We start from the raw sequence: 16557 nt of genomic DNA on the forward strand, positions 1-16557 counted from the left end.
CCGCAGGCTACGGACGGCCGCACGACTGCCGCAGGCTACAGACAGCCGCACGACCGCCCGCAGGCTACGGACGCTCGCACGACTGCCGCAGGCTACGCACAGCCGCACGACTGCCGCAGGCTACGGCAGTCACGCCACTCCGCCCCTCACTCAGCCTGCGAAGGCCGGCTGGGGCAGGCCCTTGCCCGCGCCCGGGACCACCAGGAGGGAGCCCGCCACCGGGTGGGGGGCCGTGAGGCCCACTCGGGCTGTGGTGATGTACAGGTCCGTGAGGTCCGGGCCGCCGAAGGCGCAGGCGGTCACGCGGGGGGTGGGGAGTTCGATCACGCGGTCCAGTTCGCCGTCGGGTGTGTAGCGGCGTACCGCTCCGCCGTCCCACAGCGCCACCCACACACAGCCGTCGGCGTCCACCGTCAGGCCGTCGGGGAAGCCGGCGCCGTCCTCGATCTGCGCGAACCGGCGGCGGTCCGCCACCCGGCCGTCCTCGTGGTGGAAGACGTCCACCTGCCGCGTGGGCGAGTCGACGTAGTACATCAGGCGGCCGTCGGGGCTCCAGCCGGTGCCGTTGCTCACGGCCACATCGTCGAGGACGAGCTCGACCGAGCCGTCACCGGTGATCCGGGACAGCGTGCCACCGCCCGCCGCCTCGTCGTAGCGCATGGTGCCCGCCCACAGGGAGCCGTCGGGGGCGACGGCGGCGTCGTTGGCACGGCGGCCGGGGACGACCTCGCGGTGCAGCCAGCGGAAGGTGCCGTCGGGGTCGACGAGGCCGACCCCGTCGCGGAGATTGAGCACCAGCCCGCCGCCGGCCCTCGGCTTCGCCGCGCCCACGTGCTGGTCGGTGACACGGGTCGTACGACGGCCGGTCACCGGGTCGTACGTGTACACGCGCGCGCCCAGGATGTCGATCCAGATCAGCCGCCCGGCCGCCGCGTCCCAGGTCGGCCCCTCGCCCAGGGTGGCCTCGGCGCGCACCGCCACCTCGTACGCCGTCATACGACGGTCCGGTGGCCGAGGCGCTCCGACAGCTCGACGGCGCCCTTGGCGGCGAGCTGCTCCAGCTCGGCGCGGCGCTCGTCGCTCCAGCGGATCATGGGCACGGAGATCGAGAGGGCGGCCACGACCTGCCCGGTGCGGTCCCGCACGGGCGCGGCGACGCAGCTGACGTCCGGGTTGGACTCGCGGCTCTCGACCGCGATCCCACGCTGCCGGATCTGCGCCAGGGCCTCGCGCAGGGCGGACGGCTCGGTGATGCTGTTGGGAGTCATCGCGACGAGCTCGGCGTCGTCCGGGATCCGCGCCGTGAGCTCCTGCTCCGGAAGGGAGGCCAGCAGCATCTTCCCCACCGACGTGCAGTGCGCCGGCAGCCGCCGCCCGGCCGCCGACACCATACGCACCGCGTGGGTGGAGTCCACCTTGGCGATGTAGATGACGTCGGTACCCTCGAGGATCGCCACGTGCACCGTCTCGTCACAGGTCTCGGCAACGGACCGGGCCACCTGCTGTCCCTCGGCCGCGAGGTCCAGCTGCTCGGCGTACCGGCTCCCGAGCTGGTACGGACGCACACCGAGCCGGTAGCGTCCCGGCTGCCCGGGCACCTGCACGATGTACGACCGGGCGGCGAGCGTGGTGACGAGTTCGTGCACCGTGGTGCGCGGCAGCTGCAGCTTGCGCACTATGTCGGGGGCGGAGAGCGTCCCGTCCCCGTCGAGGAAGAGCTCAAGAATGTCGAGAGCCCGAGTCACGGCAGGTACAAGGCGTCCCACGACCGGCCCCCTCCCTTGTTGTCCGAGGTTGTTGAGGATCTGAGGTTGTTGAGGTACTCACCCTGGCCGCCTGTTCGAAATTTCAACAGACGATCGGCATGACGAACACAGGCTACGCATAGTGCGTTTGCCCGGGCAATGGTTCTGCGCAGACCACCTGACGACCCCTGTGGTACTACTGTCCCCCATGTGCGACACGTCACATCATGTCGTGCACGGGACAGCCGCGGCGGGAGGGGCCGCGGCGTCCCTGCTGTGTGATTGGGGGGTTCCATGCATGAAATGGTCAAGGGCTCGAACGTATCTCTGGCGGCCCTGAGCGAGAACGTCGATTCGGTGGTCGTCGGTCTGGGCTGGGTCAGCCCGAGCGGCGAGGGCGACGCGGACGTGTCCGTCTTACTGCTGGACGCGAACGGCAAGGTGCGCAGCGACACCGACTTCTACTTCTACAACAATCCGGTGGCCGCCGACGGAAGCGTGCAGTTGCTGGGGAAGACACCGACGGCGGACGGCAACGAGGACCGCATCGGCTTCGACCTGACCGCGGTGCCGCCAGACGTGGACCGGATCGTCGTAGCCGCGAGCCGCTACGAGGGTGCCCGGTTCGGAGAACTGGAAGACGTGAGGGTGACGCTGGCCGACGGTGCGGGCGAGCACCTGCTGCGCTTCACGATCGACGACGCCGACTCGGTGAGCGCGATCATCTTCGGCGAGTTGTACCGGCGTGCGGACGAGTGGAAGTTCCGGGCCGTGGGGCAGGGCTACGAAGCGGGACTGGCGGGCCTGGCGACGGACTTCGGCGTGGATATCGACGACGACGCGGCCGAGGCGGAAGCATCGGAAGGTGGAGAGCACCTCGAAGCGGTGCTCCCCGCCGCGCCCGTCGAGGCTCTTGCGCGGACCGCTGCCCTTGATGCCATCCCGGCTCCCCGGAGGGCCGCCGGTGAGTCCGATGCCGAGCCGAGGAAGCCGGCCCCACGACCTCGCACGGCGAAGAAGAAGGTCACGCTGCCCAGGGAGACCAGGAAGTCCCTGGCCGAGAACGAGTCCTGGAAGGAAGCACGGCTCTTCCCGGTCTCGGTGCTCAAGAGCGACCGGGACCGCGAGACGCGTGCGACCTCGGTGCTGTTGTCGGTGATAGCGCAGGTGCCGGAATTCGGCCGGAGACTCACGGCCGCGTTCGGGGCACCGGCGGGCCGCATGGAAACGTTCACCGAGGTCTCCCTGCCGCACGGCGACACACCCCGGCGGCCCGACGGAGTGATCCGTGTCGAACGGGCCGGGAAGCTGTGGACGGCGCTCATCGAGACCAAGACCAACGGCAACTCCCTCAGGGCCGAACAGGTGCAGGCGTACATGGACATCGCCGCCCGTCGTGGCTACGAGGCCGTGATTACGCTCTCGAACGACGTTGCCCTGGAGGGCAGCCCGCTCGTCGACGTCAAGATCGACGGGCGGCGCAAGCACAAGGTGGCCCTGCGGCATCTGTCCTGGGCCGAAGTCGCCCACCAGGCGCAAATGTTGATCCGGCACGAGGGCGTAGGCAACGCCGCGCACGCCTGGCTGCTGCAGGAGCTTCTGCAGTATCTGCAGCACGAGAACTCCGGCTGCCACGGCTTCCAGAACATGGGCTCGGCCTGGGTGCCCGTACGCAACGGAATCGACGACGAGACCCTGTGCCAGGGTGACGCGCGGGCCTTGGAGGTGGTGGAAAGCTGGGAGCGGCTCGTCCGCCAGGTGTGTCTCGGTCTCGGCGGCGAACTCGGGCAGAAGGTCCTCCCCGTCCAACGGGCCAAGCGCGGTGCCGATCCTGGAGCTCGTCGGGCCCGGCTGGCGGACCAGCTCTGCGTCGACGGGCGGCTCCAGGCGGAGCTGCGTGTCGAGGGTGCGCCGGGTCTGCTGGCCATCACGGCCGACCTGCGGACCGGCAAGCTGCGCACGTCCGTCGAGATCCCGGCACCGGACCAGGGCTACCCACTGACTTGGGCGAAGCGGCTGATCCGCCGACTGGACGAAGCACCGGCGGATCTCCACGTCGAGACCCTGGTCGAAGGTGAGGCGGGCGGCCCTCGGGGGACTCTGGAGCGCCTGCGCCCCGAGCCGGCCGACTTGCTCCCGAAGAACACCGCCACCCGGATCACCGGATTCCGGCTGTCTCTGCTGAAAAGCATGGGCAGCGGCCGCGGCAACGCCGAGACTGGCTTCATCCGCAGCGTGGACGACGCCGTACAGCGCTTCTACACGACGGTGGTGGTCCACCTGGACGCCGCGACACCGCGGCGGGCTTCGTCGAAGGAACGTGCGGGGTAAGGGAGTTAAGACCGACCGGACGAAGATTGGAGTGGGCGTGAATGTGCTCGTGACCGGTGGCAGCGGATTTGTCGGTTGTCATCTGGTGAGGCGGCTGCTGGAGCGCGGTTACGACGTGCGCACGACCGTACGCAGCACTGCCAACGCCGTGAAGGTGGCACCCCTGCGCGGTCTCCAGGCCCGCTTCCCCGGTCGGCTCGAGCTGTTCGAAGCCGATCTGCTCGTCGAGGGGGCCTTCGACGAGGCCATGAAGGGGTGCGAGGTCGTTTTTCATGTTGCCTCGCCCTTCTTCATGCCGGAGAAGATCAAGGACGGGCAGCGGGACATGGTCGAGCCTGCGCTCGTCGGCACCCGCAATGTGATCGGGAGCGTCGAGCGGACGGCCGGTGTGCGCAGGCTTGTCTTCACGTCCACCGTCGGCGCGATATTCGGCGACTACGCGGACGTGAGGGAGATGGAGGGGCAGGTCCTCACCGAGGCGTACTTCAACACCACCAGTACCGTCGAGAACAACCCGTACCACTACGCCAAGACCGTGGCGGAGCAGGCCGCCTGGGAGGCCGAACGCTCCCAGGACCGCTGGCGCATGGTCGCCGTCAATCCGGGGCTGGTGCTCGGGCCCTCCCTCACCCCCGCCTCCGAGTCCGGCAGCCTCTTCCTCCTCGAGGAGCTCTTCAAGGGGTACTTCTTCTACGGCGCCCCCGACTTCAGCTTCACCACGGCCGATGTGCGCGATGTGGCGGACGCGCACATCGCCGCTGCCGAGACGCCGGACGCCCACGGGCGGTACATCTTCGCGGCCGAGACCATGACGTCCTTCCACGACATGGCGCGAATCATCCGCGGGCGGTATCCGAGAGATCTGCGGCTGCCGCGAAACCGTCTTCCGCACTGGCCCGTCCGTGTCCTCGGGCCCGCCTTCGGGCTCACTCAGGACTACATCCGCAAGCACCTGGGGATCCGGTTCCGGGTCGACAACAGCCGTAGCGTCGAGGAGTTGGGCGTCAGCTACCGGCCCGTCGAGGAGACCCTCCTGGACCATTACGAAGCGTGGCGGAAGCAGCGGTCCCGGTAGCGCTCCCCGGCACTGGACGCCGCGCGATCACGACCGCCCCGCGTCCCCCAGCACCCCCCTCAACCGCTGCGCCCTGAGCACCAGTTCCAGCTCGAAGCGGCGGTCCGGGTCGTCGATCTCGTCGCCCCACAGCTCACGGATCTGGCGGAGGCGGTAGCGGACGGTCTGGGGGTGGACGCCCAGCCGGGCGGCCACCTCCGGCGCCCCACCTCTTGTCTCCAGCCACGCCAGTAACGTTTCAGCAAGCCGGCGCCCGTGCGCCGGACCGCAGTGGGCGAGCGGGGCCAGACAGCGCAGCGCAAGGTCGTCGATGAGTTCCTCGGGCTGGAGCAGGACCAGGGCCTCGGTGTGCTCCGTGCAGTACAGGACGTCCCCGGCGGGCAGCAGCCCCCGCTCCATCAGGTGTACGGCCGCCTCGGCCCAGCGCAGCGACTTCGCCGCGTCGGACAGCGGCACGGGCGGCCCGATCGCCCCGGACCAGCCGGTCAGCGCCCGGTGCAGCAGTTCGGGGCGGCCGGCCGCGTCGGGTTCGGGGACGACCATGCGGGGCTGCTCGTACTCCATGTCGAGCAGCACGCCCTGCCCCACGGCGGGTGCGACCGCCTCGCGGGCCGGGCGGAGCAGCACGCCGACGGCGACCTTGCGCGGCAGCGTCCAGCCGACCCGGGCCGCCCGTTCGGTCAGCGCGTCGGCCGGGTCACCCCGGTGGTGTTCGGCGAGCAGCAGTTCCATCAGCCGCCGCTGGAGCCTCAGCCGCTCCCCGGCCTGCCTCGCCGCCGCCTCCGCGTAGCCGCGCACCGACTGATCGACCAGGCCGTCCAGGTACTCGTAACCGGCGTCGACGAGTTCGTACATCGCGGGCGGCGGGATCTCGACCCGCTGCCCGATCTCGGCGAAACGGCGCCAGGCAAGCCGTACGCCCATCCGGTAGATCGCCTGCAGGGAGTCGAGCGAGCGTCCGTGCAGGCCCTCGCCGCGGCCGAACTCCTGGAAGACGCCCGGCGGGACCGTCGGGCGGCCCTCCGACTGCTCCAGGTGCTGGACGAAGACCTCGATGGCGCGGCGGATGCCGACCAGGGCCATCGGCTCGCCCGACTCGTCGAGGACGACCGGCAGGTGCGGGTACTCGCGGCGGATCTCGCGCAGGATCTCCTCGGCGAGCGCGGGCGCCTCGGCCATGGCGAGGGCGGCGAACCGGCGGACCTGGAGACGGGGCACGTCGTGCCAGGCCGAGCGGGTGGTGACGGCCGGGGAGTGAGCGGGCGTCACGGGTCAACTCCCTTGCCCTGCTTGCTCGTACGTGATCAGGGGGGTGTCGGGCTGGGCGGGCGTCGCGTCGAGCAGGGCGACGATGCCGAGCGCGGCGCCCACGGCGAGTGCGGCGGCGGCCACGATGGTGAGAAGGGCAGCGAGCAGTCTGGACATCGCAGGGTCAGCCTCTCTGTCCGGAGGTCGTCCCACCCCGGTGCCCCCACCCCTGCCTGTCGGCCCCAGTTTCGACAAGCATTGACACCCCGTCAAGAGCAGCCTACGGTTCCCGGCCCAAGGCCCCGTCTTCCCGCCAGTCCGGCGTCGCGGGCCGGAGCGGCCCCAACTCCGCCATCCCTCCCCCTGGAGTGTCCGGATGCGCCGTACAGCCTCCCCCCTTTCGCTGATCCTGCTGGGACTGGGCACGTTTTTGCTGGTCCTGGCGCCGATGCTGGCCTGGTACGTCGAACCGCGGGCCGCCGTGAACCCGATCGACATCGACACCACCGCCGTCTACAGAGGCACCGGAAGCTACTTCGACACCGACGAGATCAAGACAGTCCACGACAAGCGGATCACGGTCACCCAGCAGGTGCGCGGCAACGTCGCGGACAGCGAGAAGAGCGGGCGGGCGGTGTGGGACGTGACGACGACGGTCGACACGGACAAGTCGCTGCCGGCCGCCGATCCGCACGACGCGCTGGAGTTCTTCCTCAACCGCTGGGTGACCAACCGCCACACGAACCAGCCGGTGCACTGCTGCAAGGAGAACCCGTACTTCGAGGGCGACGCCTATCTGAAGTTCCCCTTCGACGTGCGCCGAAAGTCGTACCAGTGGTGGGACAACTCACTTGGTTCGACCGTCACTTTGCATTACTCCGGCACCAAGAAGATCCAGGGGTACCAGGGCTACCGCTTCACCGGCACCGTCCCACCGTCGAAGATCGGGACCCGGCTGGTCCCCGGCACCATCGTCGGGCAGAAGAACAAACCGCAGGTCCTGGCCGAGGAGTGGTACTCCAACCACGGCATCGAGCTGGTCGTCGACCAGCGCACCGGCCGGGTGCTCTACGCCCAGGTCGGCCCGCGGCGCGCGCTGCGGGCGCCGGGCGCCAGGAAGGACGCGGTGGTGCTGCTGGACAGCCGGAAGCTGGGGTTCACCACCGCCACCCAGAAGGACCAGGTGAAGCTGGCCAAAAAGGAGAGCGGTCAGCTGCTCATGGTGGGGCAGACGTTGCCGATTGCCGCCGCTGTGGCCGGATTCGTACTGGCGGTGGTGGGTGGGGTTTTCGTGGTACGAGGACGGAAGCGCCCCGATTCGCCCGAGACGTCCCGGACTTCACAGGCTTAGCTCACGTTGTGACATGACGTCAGTTCTAATAAGGCGGAAATTTGTCACCCCGGTGAGTAGCCGTGGCGAACGGCTGGGCGAAAACTGTCCAACCCCACCCAAGCACAACGTGTCCACACCCCCCGCCCATGAAGAGCTCAGTCCCCCCACAGCAAGTCCTGAAAGTCACTGCTGAGTTCCGCACCCTGAGACGAGTTGGAGCACCCATGCCCCAGCACGTGCCTTCCCCGCTGCGCGCCACGCACCCCTGGGCTCCGCAGCACCCCTCGGCGCTCCCCCCACAACCGCGCCGAATCGTTTTCCTCGCCCACCGGGATCTCGGCAACCCGGCGGCCGGCGGCTCGGAGCTGCTGGTCGACCGGCTCGCCGAGGGACTCACCGAACTCGGCCACCAGGTGACCCTGATCTGCGGGGGCCCTGCGGCCTTCCGGGACTACCGGGTCGTCTCGGCCGGCGGCGAGTTCGGCCACTATCTGCGTGCCCGTTCCGCGTTCGCCCGTCAGGTCGGCGAGACCGATCTGCTGGTCGAGGTCTGCAACGGGATGCCGTACCTCGCGCCCTACTGGCACCACGGGCCCACGGTGTGCCTGGTCAACCACGTTCACACCGATCTGTGGAAGATGCGGTTCGGCGGGCCCCTCGCGCCGGCCGCGCGGATCGGCCGAAGACTCGAGCAGTGGGCGCTGACCGGTGCGCAGCATCGCAGCCTGCTGGTCGCGGTCTCTCCCTCCACGGCGCATGCCCTGCGCGGGATCGGTGTCTCACGGGACCGGATCCGTGTCGTGCACAACGGCGTGGAGGAGCCCGGGCCGCGTGCCGACCGGTCGGCCGAGCCGTTGTTCGTGGCGGTGGGCAGACTCGTGGAGTACAAGCGGATCGATCTGCTGCTGAGGCTCTGGGAGCGGGTGCGGCCGGTGACCGGCGGCCGGCTCGTCATCGTCGGGGACGGGCCCGAGCGGGGGCGGCTGGAGCAGCTTGCCGGGCCCGGCGTGGAGTTCGTGGGTCATGTCTCCGAGGCGGAGAAGCACCGGCTGTTGTGTGCGGCCTGGTTGCTGCTGCACCCCTCCGCGGTGGAGGGGTGGGGGTTGGTCGTCACCGAGGCTGCGACTCGGGAGACGCCGACCATTGCCTTTGATGTGCCGGGGCTGCGGGATTCCGTCGTGGACGGGGAGACCGGGGTGCTGGCGCACGGGGAGTCTTCGTTTGCGGCGGCCTGGTGCACGCTTGCCCTGTCCGGGCACCGCCGGGAGCTCATGGGCAAGGCTGCCCGTGACCGGGCGGCGCGGTATCGGTGGCACCGGACGGTGAGACAGTTTCGGGCGGTGGCCGCGGAGGCTCTGCGGAGCTGGGCTCCGTGACTCGGGTGCGGGTTCGTCGTGGCTTGTCGCGCGCACGCGGCGGTAGCCGCATATTCAAAACAGCCCCGCGCCCCTTTAGGGGCGCTCCAGTACCCGGCAGTTTTAAAGATCCCTCCTTTCGCCGATCCCTCGCCCTCTTCCGAGCCTTTCGGCACGAACAGGACGACCCCGAGGCCTGCTACGAGTTGCTCGCCCGTGACGCCGCCGATCAAGTCGAGGCCTACGACGGGCCCATCAGCGATCGCACTGTCGTCGACGTCGGCGGCGGAGGCGGGTACTTCACGGAGGAGTTCCGCAGACGGGGCGCGAACGCCTACCTCTTCGAGCCCGACGTACAGGAGCTCGGTGAAAAACCGCCCGACGGGGCCGTGATCGCCGACGGGTATCTGTTGCCCTTGCGGGACGGTGTCGCGGACGTGACCTTCTCCTCCAATGTGCTGGAGCATGTCGCCGATCCGCAGACGTTCCTCAGTGAACTCGCCCGGGTGACGCGGCCCGGTGGGCTGATCTATGTGTCGTTCACCAACTGGCTGTCCCCGTGGGGCGGTCACGAGTGGGCGCCGTGGCACTACTTCGGTGCCGAGCGGGCCCGGGCCCGCTACCGGCGGCGGACCGGGAAGCCCGCCAAGCACACCCTCGGCGAGAACCTCTTCGCCGTGCACATCGGCGCCACCCTGCGGCAGGTGCGTGCCCGCGACGACGTCACGGTCGTCTCGGCGCGCTCCCGCTACTGGCCCTTCCTCGCGGAGACCGTCGTGAAAGCGCCGGGGATACGTGAGGTGGCCACCTGGAACCTTCTCCTCATCCTCCGGCGGTGTCCCCCATGACGACCACGGTCCAGGCCCCTCCTCCGGCAGCCGTCCCCACCACCGCGGCCACCTCGGGCCCGCCGGAGGGCCCGAGGCCGCGGCGCTGGCTGGTGGGGTTCTGGGCCGTGGCGTTGCTGCTGTTCCTGGTGGTGCACCCGGGTCGGCAGACCTTCGACACCAAGCTGGGTGTGACGGTCGACCCGGGTGCCTTCTTCTCCGACCTGGGGCAGCTCTGGCACGACCAGGGCAGCTTCGGCGGCATCCAGGACCAGTACGCCGGCTACCTCTGGCCGATGCTGCCGTTCTACTGGCTGGCCCACGCCGTGCACCTGCCCGTGTGGCTGGCGGAGCGGCTGTGGATGTCGCTGATCGTGTCGGTCGCCTTCTGGGGGGCGCTGCGGCTGGCCGAGCGCTTGCGGGTGGGCAGCAGTGGGTCGCGGCTGCTCGCGGGGGTCGCGTATGCGCTGTGGCCCGTCTTCACCATCGTCGTCGGGTCGACGTCCGCGGCCGCGCTGCCGGGTGCCTTTCTGCCATGGGTGCTGCTGCCGTTGACGAACGAGCGGTACACCGCCCGGGTCGCCGCCCTGCGCTCGGCGTTGACGGTCCCCTTCATGGGCGGTGTCAACGGCGCCTCCACCCTGGCCTCGCTGCTGCCGGTCGGGCTGTACCTGCTCTCCCGCCCGCCCGGGCCACGGCAGCGCAAGCTGATCGCCTGGTGGGTGCCGGGTGTGATCGTGGCGACCGCGTGGTGGTGGATACCGCTGGTCATGCTCGGGGTCTACGGCGAGAACTTCCTTCCGTACGTGGAGACCTCGCAGACCACGACGGCCACCATGTCGGCGACGGAGGCCCTGCGCGGGGCCGGCAACTGGGTCGCCTATCTGCACTTCGGGCAGGCCTGGCTGCCCGCCGGGTGGACGGTCGCCGCGTCGGTGATCGTCGTCGTGTGTTCGGCGCTCGCCGCCGGGCTCGGTCTGGCCGGCCTCGCGAGACGGGACATGCCGGAGCGGCGGTGGCTGGTGCTGACCGTGATCTCCACGGCTCTGGTGCTGCTCGCCGGGTACGGCGGCGCGTTCGGCGCACCCTTCCACGGGGTCGTGCAGGACTGGCTGAACGGCGGGCTCGTCCCCTTCCGGAACATCTACAAGTTCCAGACGGGGCTGGCTCTGACGCTGGTGCTGGGGCTCGCGCATGTGGTGGGGATCGCGGCCGAGCCGCGGGGTGCCCGGCAGGTGCGCGGCCGCCGGTTCGCCCCGCTGATCGCCGCGGTGCTGATCCTGCCCGGTCTGCTGTGGCCGTACCTCAACGGCTCGATCCTCAACCCGGGGTCCTTCCAGGAGCTCCCCAGGTACTGGAAGACCACGGCCGGTTGGCTGGAGAAGTACTCCCCCGACTCCCGCGCCCTCGTCGTCCCGGCCACCTCGCACGGCATCTACACCTGGGGCTCCCCCATCGACCAGCCCCTCGACGTCCTCGCCGAGTCCCGCTGGGCGCAAAGGGACTACGTCCCCTTCGGCACCCCCGGCAACCGGCGTGCCATGGACGCGGTGGAGGACGCACTCGCCTCCGGGAGCGATGTCCCGGGGCTCGCCGACTACCTGAGCCGGGCGGGGATCTATTACGTCGTCGTACGCAACGACCTCGATCCCGACCAGATCGGCTCCGTGCCGACCACGACGGTGAAGCGGACCCTGGAGCAGTCGGGGTATGTGAGGGTGACCGGGTTCGGGCCGGTCATGACCGGCGGCCGGATCGCGCATGACGCGCCGCTGCAGGTGGAGGGGCTGTATCCGCGGCAGCGGGCGGTCGAGATCTACGAGCCCTCGAACAAGGACGTCCCGCGGCCGGGGCAGGCCCGTCTGCTGCCCGTCTCCGACACCGCGGTCGTCTCCGGCGGGCCCGAGGCCCTGCTGCCGCTCGCCTCCGAACTGCGCGGCCGTGCGACCGTGCTGACCGGCGACAACCACCCCGGGCTCGGCTCCCCGCCGCTCCAGGTGGTCGGCGACGGGCTGCGCCGCGCGGACACCCGGTTCGGGCTGGTCAGCGGCAACACCTCGTACACGTACACCAGTTCCGAGCGGAACGCGCCGGACGCCGTACAGGACGCGGGGAAGAAACCGCACCAGATCCTGCCGACCACGGGGCTCGACCACCAGACGGTGGCCCGATTGCGCGGCGCCCGCTCGGTGACGGCGTCCTCCAGCGGCAACTGGCTCTTCCACCTCCCGCAGTACGACCCGGTGAACGCCTTCGACGGCAACCCTGACACCGCGTGGGCGGAGGGCGCGCCCGGCTCGGCGGACGGGCAGTGGCTGCGCATCGGGTTCACCGGCTCGTACGACATGCCGTCCTCGTTCAAGGTGACCCCGCTGCCGCAGGAGAGCGTGCGGTCGGCGGCGACGAAGGTGCGGGTGGAGACCGAGAAAGGGGCCAGGACCAGCTTCCTGCGGCCGAACGGCCAGACGCAGAGCATCAAGGCACCTGCGGGCGCGACGAGTTGGATGAAGCTGACGATCGTCGACTCGGTGGAGCGCCGCTCGGGTCTGACGGGGGCGGGCTTCTCCGAGGTCGCCCTCCCGCACGTCCAGGTGACCCGGCTGCTGCGGCTGCCCACGGACGCGGACGACTCCGACGCCGCCGCCACCCTGATCTCCCTGCACCGCACCCCCGACCCCACCGGCCTCTCCGCGACCGGCACCGAGGCCGGCCTGCACCGGCTGTTCACCACGGCCACGGCGGGGACGTACGAGGTGAAGGCGGGCGCCGTGCCGGTCAGCGGCGAGGCACTGGACAAGCTGCTGTACGAGGTCGCCCCGGACCAGCAGAACCGCATCGTCGCCACCGCCGACTCCACGGCGGACCTCGGCGCGGGCCTGTCGGCGCGCAACCTCACCGACGGCGATCTGACGACGGCGTGGATCGCGGGCGACCGGCCGACGATCCATCTGAGCTGGAGCGGCAAACAGCCGGTGGGCGAGATCGTGCTGGCGCCCGCGGGCGGACTGTCGACCCGCCCCACGCAGGTGGACATCAGCTCCCCCGACGGCGCGACCATCGCCGGCGTCGACGAGAACGGCGTGGTCCGCTTCGACCCGATCACCACCGACCGGCTGGACGTCACGATCACCCGGACGGCACCTCTGACCCTGCACAACCCCGTCGCCGACGAGGACCTGCAGCTCCCGGTGGGCCTGACCGAGGCGTACATCCCGGCGCTCGACCAGTACCGCACCCGGCAGCCCAGCGGCTCCCGCGCCTTCTCGCTGCCGTGCGGGCAGGGGCCGGACGTCGCGGTGGACGGCAAGCTGTACCAGACCAGCGCGAAGGGGACGGTACGGGACCTGACGGAGCGCCGGACGGTCGACGTGACGCTCTGTCAGCAGGGACGTGCCGACGGCGAGTTGGAGCTCAGCGCCGGCTCCCATCGCGTCGAGGCCGGGGACGCCGGACCTCTCACGCTGACGGACGTGGCCCTGACCCGCGGCACGGTCGCCGAACCCGCCGCCGTGGACCGCCGGTTGACGATCCGGGACTGGCTGGGCGACCGCCGCGAGGTGACGGTCGGCTCCGGTGCGGCCACGTATCTGACGACGTACGAGAACTACAACGACGGCTGGAGGGCCACCCTGGGCGGCAGGGAACTGACCCCGGTCCGCCTCGACGGCTGGCAGCAGGGCTGGCGGATCCCGGCCGGGGCCGGCGGCACCGTCAAGTTGTCGTACGAGCCCGCGACGACCTACAAGGCCGGGCTGATCGGCGGCGCGGTGGGCCTGGCGGTCCTGGTCGGGCTGGTCCTCTGGCGCCGCCGCGCGCCGAACCCCGACCCGCCGCAGCCGGTACCGCCGCTCCCCGGGCTGTGGCTCGGCACGGTGGCGCTGACCGTGGTGGGCGTACTGATCGCAGGATGGTTCGCACTGCTGGTGCCCGCGCTGGCGCTGCTGGCGTCCCGGCGGCACGCGCTGCTCGTACCGGTCGCGTTCGTCGCCCTCGTGGGGGCGGGGATCGCGGCGGCCACGGGGGCCGGGGAGCCCGTGGGAGCGGGCGTGGGCGCCTTCGGTCACCCGGCCCAACTGCTCGCGCTGATCGGGCTGTTCGCGGGTGTGGTGAGCGTACGGGAACCCGACGAAGGGCCGGGCTCGACGGCGGTGCTGCCACCGGTGCCGGGCGCGGAGGCCCCGACCCACCCCCTGCCGCAGCGGCGCCGCGGCGAGACCGGTCCGGTACCGGAGGGCGAGACCGCGGCCCCCGCACCTCTGCCCCGCCCCGACGCCGGTCCGACCGTCTCGGCCCGCGGCCCCGGTGGGCCCGATCCCGACCCGCCGACCGCGCGGATCCAGTTCCGCAAACCGAAGTTCCGGCCGACTCCGCCCGAGCAGCCGGAGGCCCCCAGGGGGAGGGACGAACCCACGTGACCGCACTCGAACACCCCGCCCGCGCCGAGGGCCCGCCGGCCCGACCCCCGGCCCGCATCCCCTTCCCCGTCGTCGACGAGGTCGCCCGGCACTGCCTCCAGGAGGAGGAACCGGAAACGGTCCACATCGAGGTCCACCTACCGGGCCCCCTGGACCGCGACCGCCTCCGCACGGCCTTCGCGGAAGCCCTCCGCCGCCACCCCCGCATCCTGATGCGCGAGGCTCCCGGCCAGTGGTACCGCCGCCGCTACGAATGGGAGCTGACGGGCGAGCCGGACACGGAGGTGGTGACCTTCCTGTGCCCGGGCCCGTCCGCACTGCGGGACGCCCGAACCCGAGCCCTGACGACGGCACCCCCGCTGACCTTGTCACCACCGATACGACTGGAGGTGGTGGAGGACGCCGGTCCGGCGGAGGGCAGCGAGGCGACGGACGCGGTCGGCACTACGGCTGCGGCCGCCGTAGCTGCGGGCAATCGTGCCGCCAGGGCGGCGCCCGACCCAAAGACAGCGGCACCCGGCCAGGGCCGGCTCGCGTCCCCCACCCCCACGCCCACCCCCGACTCCGGCACCACACAAGGCACCGTCCTCTTCCTCACCATCAACCACACGGCCCTGGACGGCCCCGCCTGCCTCCGGGTCCTGGCAACCGCCGCAGAGATCTACAGCGGCAAGGACAACTCCCCCACCGCACCCCCCACCCGCACACCCGACACCACCCCCCAGCCCCCCATAGACACCCCGTCCAACTGGACCCCACCCGCCAGGGTGGCCCAAGGCACCCCCGAGCCCTCCCCCGGCAACGGCATGCTCGTCACCGAACTCCCCCTCCCCCACCGCCCCAAGGGCTCCCCCTACACGGTGAACGACCAGCTCATGGTCACCACAGCCCTCACCATCGCCCACTGGAACAGAGAACACGGCGCACCACCCCGCCCCCTCCGCATCACCATGCCCGTGGACGACCGCCCCCGAGACGCCACCATGCCGATAGGCAACGGCACCCGCCTGGTCGAAGTCCCCTTCTCCCCCAAGGAGTTGGAAGCCCACAGCCCCACGGACATGCCGGCCCTCCTCCACCGCACGGCAACCCGCACCCGAGCCCTGAAATCCCTCCCCCGCCCCCAACTCGGCCACGGCGCAGCCCTCCTCACCGCCCCCGTCACCCCCGTGGCCTGGCGAGCCGCCCTCACCCGCGGCCTGCGCAGAGCAGCCGCGCCCTGGACGTCGACCACGCTCCTCAGCAACATCGGCCGCATCCCGTACCCCCTGGACTTCGGCGAGGAGGCGGGCCGCGCGCACGCGGTCTGGTTCTCGGCGCCGGCCCGTATGCCCCGCGGCCTCACCGTCACCACCGCCTCCACCGCGGGCCGCCTCCACCTCGCCCTGCGCTGGTCCCGCGCCCTGCTCAGCCACGGCGACGGCGCCCACCTCCGCGATCTGTTCGAGCACTATCTGCACTCCACGGAGGTGACCCCGTGAAGACGACCACCGCCCCCGTGCACCGCCCCGACCTGCGCGACTTCTACGAGGACCCCGCAGTCCCGGTCGCCTCCGGCACCCCCCGCAGCCTCCGCCAGGCCCGTATGCTGGCCGCCGCCCTCGGCCCGGCGGCCACGCAACGCACCATCCTCGACATCGGCTGCGGCGACGGCACCGCGGCCGCCACCGCGGCACCGCTCCTGACCGGCCACCGCATCGTCGGCGTCGACTGGTCCCAGGACGCCCTGAAACGGGCCCGCACCCACCTGTCGTACGCCATCCGCGGCGAACTGACCGACGGCGGGCTCCCCTTCAGGACGGCCTGCGCCGACGCCGTGCTGTTCAGCGAGGTGATCGAGCACCTGGTCGACCCGGATGCCGCCCTCGACGAGATCCGCCGCGTCCTGCGCCCGGGCGGCCACCTCATGGTCTCCACCCCGAACCTGGCCGCCTGGTACAACCGCGCCCTGCTGCTGGCGGGCGTACAGCCCGTCTTCTCCGAGGTCAGCCTGCGGGCGATCCACGGCCGTCCGGGCACGGAGGTGGTCGGACACCTGCGGCTGTACACCGCCCGTGCGCTGCGGGAGTTCGTGGCCGCGTCCGGCTTCGAGATCGTGGACCTCAAGGGCGCCCCCTTCCACGGCGTACCCCGCCCGATGCGTCCCCTCGACCGGCTGGCCTGCTCCAGACCCTCGCTCGCCTCGATCCTTCTCCTGCACGCGCGCAGGACAAAGACGTAGAGGGGGC

The 16557-nt window shown here is 71.1% G+C and carries 12 protein-coding genes; 8 read left to right on the plus strand and 4 right to left on the minus strand.

The genetic code is table 11. The annotated features are described in order from the left end of the window. Positions 1–150: 150 nt before the first annotated feature. Positions 151–996 (minus strand): SMP-30/gluconolactonase/LRE family protein, encoded by an 846-nt coding sequence (locus ABT254_RS17835; protein WP_351470422.1) that lies wholly within the window; start codon positions 994–996, stop codon positions 151–153. Then, on the minus strand, positions 993–1766 hold the full coding sequence (locus ABT254_RS17840; RefSeq protein ID WP_351470425.1) for an IclR family transcriptional regulator: 774 nt from the start codon (positions 1764–1766) through the stop codon (positions 993–995). Before ABT254_RS17840 ends, ABT254_RS17835 begins: the two co-directional genes overlap by 4 nt. A 273-nt stretch (positions 1767–2039) precedes the next feature. Here ABT254_RS17840 and ABT254_RS17845 point away from each other — a divergent pair, with 273 nt between their 5' ends. Together ABT254_RS17845 and ABT254_RS17850 are read left to right on the plus strand one after the other, a co-directional pair. Then, positions 2040–4076, plus strand: coding sequence for a TerD family protein (locus ABT254_RS17845; RefSeq protein ID WP_351470428.1), 2037 nt, complete (start codon positions 2040–2042; stop codon positions 4074–4076). Between the two features lie 31 nt (positions 4077–4107). Next, positions 4108–5151 (plus strand): NAD-dependent epimerase/dehydratase family protein, encoded by a 1044-nt coding sequence (locus ABT254_RS17850; RefSeq protein WP_351470431.1) that lies wholly within the window; start codon positions 4108–4110, stop codon positions 5149–5151. Between the two features lie 27 nt (positions 5152–5178). Here ABT254_RS17850 and ABT254_RS17855 read toward each other — a convergent pair whose 3' ends face one another. Together ABT254_RS17855 and ABT254_RS17860 are read right to left on the minus strand one after the other, a co-directional pair. Next, the gene (locus ABT254_RS17855; protein ID WP_351470434.1) at positions 5179–6420 is read right to left on the minus strand and encodes a PucR family transcriptional regulator; all 1242 of its coding nucleotides are present in this window, start codon (positions 6418–6420) and stop codon (positions 5179–5181) included. A 3-nt stretch (positions 6421–6423) separates the two neighbouring features. Then, entirely contained in the window at positions 6424–6576 is a 153-nt protein-coding gene (locus ABT254_RS17860) for a hypothetical protein (protein ID WP_351470437.1), read from the minus strand. 199 nt (positions 6577–6775) lie between these two features. On the opposite strand from ABT254_RS17860, the gene pgfA reads away from it, so the two are divergent. The 6 genes from pgfA to ABT254_RS17890 all read left to right on the plus strand — a co-directional run bounded on the left by pgfA (position 6776) and on the right by ABT254_RS17890 (position 16550). Beyond that, positions 6776–7750: a cell envelope lipid trafficking protein PgfA gene (gene pgfA, locus ABT254_RS17865; RefSeq protein WP_351470440.1), complete on the plus strand. Its 975-nt coding sequence runs from the start codon at positions 6776–6778 to the stop codon at positions 7748–7750. 206 nt (positions 7751–7956) lie between these two features. Continuing rightward, positions 7957–9108, plus strand: coding sequence for a glycosyltransferase family 4 protein (locus ABT254_RS17870; RefSeq protein WP_351470443.1), 1152 nt, complete (start codon positions 7957–7959; stop codon positions 9106–9108). Positions 9109–9158: 50 nt separating this feature from the next. Next, a complete protein-coding gene (locus ABT254_RS17875; protein ID WP_351471090.1) occupies positions 9159–9935 on the plus strand; it encodes a class I SAM-dependent methyltransferase in 777 nt (258 codons plus the stop codon). Further along, positions 9932–14329, plus strand: coding sequence for an alpha-(1->3)-arabinofuranosyltransferase (locus ABT254_RS17880; RefSeq protein ID WP_351470446.1), 4398 nt, complete (start codon positions 9932–9934; stop codon positions 14327–14329). Before ABT254_RS17875 ends, ABT254_RS17880 begins: the two co-directional genes overlap by 4 nt. Continuing rightward, positions 14326–15810, plus strand: a complete 1485-nt coding sequence (locus tag ABT254_RS17885; RefSeq protein ID WP_351470449.1) for a condensation protein — start codon at positions 14326–14328, stop codon at positions 15808–15810. The genes ABT254_RS17880 and ABT254_RS17885 overlap by 4 nt, the downstream gene beginning before the upstream one ends. Beyond that, on the plus strand, positions 15807–16550 hold the full coding sequence (locus ABT254_RS17890; RefSeq protein ID WP_351470452.1) for a class I SAM-dependent methyltransferase: 744 nt from the start codon (positions 15807–15809) through the stop codon (positions 16548–16550). The genes ABT254_RS17885 and ABT254_RS17890 overlap by 4 nt, the downstream gene beginning before the upstream one ends. Positions 16551–16557 lie beyond the last annotated feature (7 nt).

Source organism: Streptomyces sp. NPDC001137 (genome assembly GCF_040298885.1).
Taxonomy (GTDB): Bacteria; Actinomycetota; Actinomycetes; order Streptomycetales; family Streptomycetaceae; genus Streptomyces.

Coding starts and splice junctions, on each gene's coding strand:
- ABT254_RS17835 (WP_351470422.1), bottom strand. CDS start 996: ATGACGGCGTACGAGGTGGCGGTGCGCGCCGAGGCCACCCTGGGCGAG.
- ABT254_RS17845 (WP_351470428.1), top strand. CDS start 2,040: ATGCATGAAATGGTCAAGGGCTCGAACGTATCTCTGGCGGCCCTGAGC.
- ABT254_RS17860 (WP_351470437.1), bottom strand. CDS start 6,576: ATGTCCAGACTGCTCGCTGCCCTTCTCACCATCGTGGCCGCCGCCGCA.
- pgfA (WP_351470440.1), top strand. CDS start 6,776: ATGCGCCGTACAGCCTCCCCCCTTTCGCTGATCCTGCTGGGACTGGGC.
- ABT254_RS17870 (WP_351470443.1), top strand. CDS start 7,957: ATGCCCCAGCACGTGCCTTCCCCGCTGCGCGCCACGCACCCCTGGGCT.
- ABT254_RS17880 (WP_351470446.1), top strand. CDS start 9,932: ATGACGACCACGGTCCAGGCCCCTCCTCCGGCAGCCGTCCCCACCACC.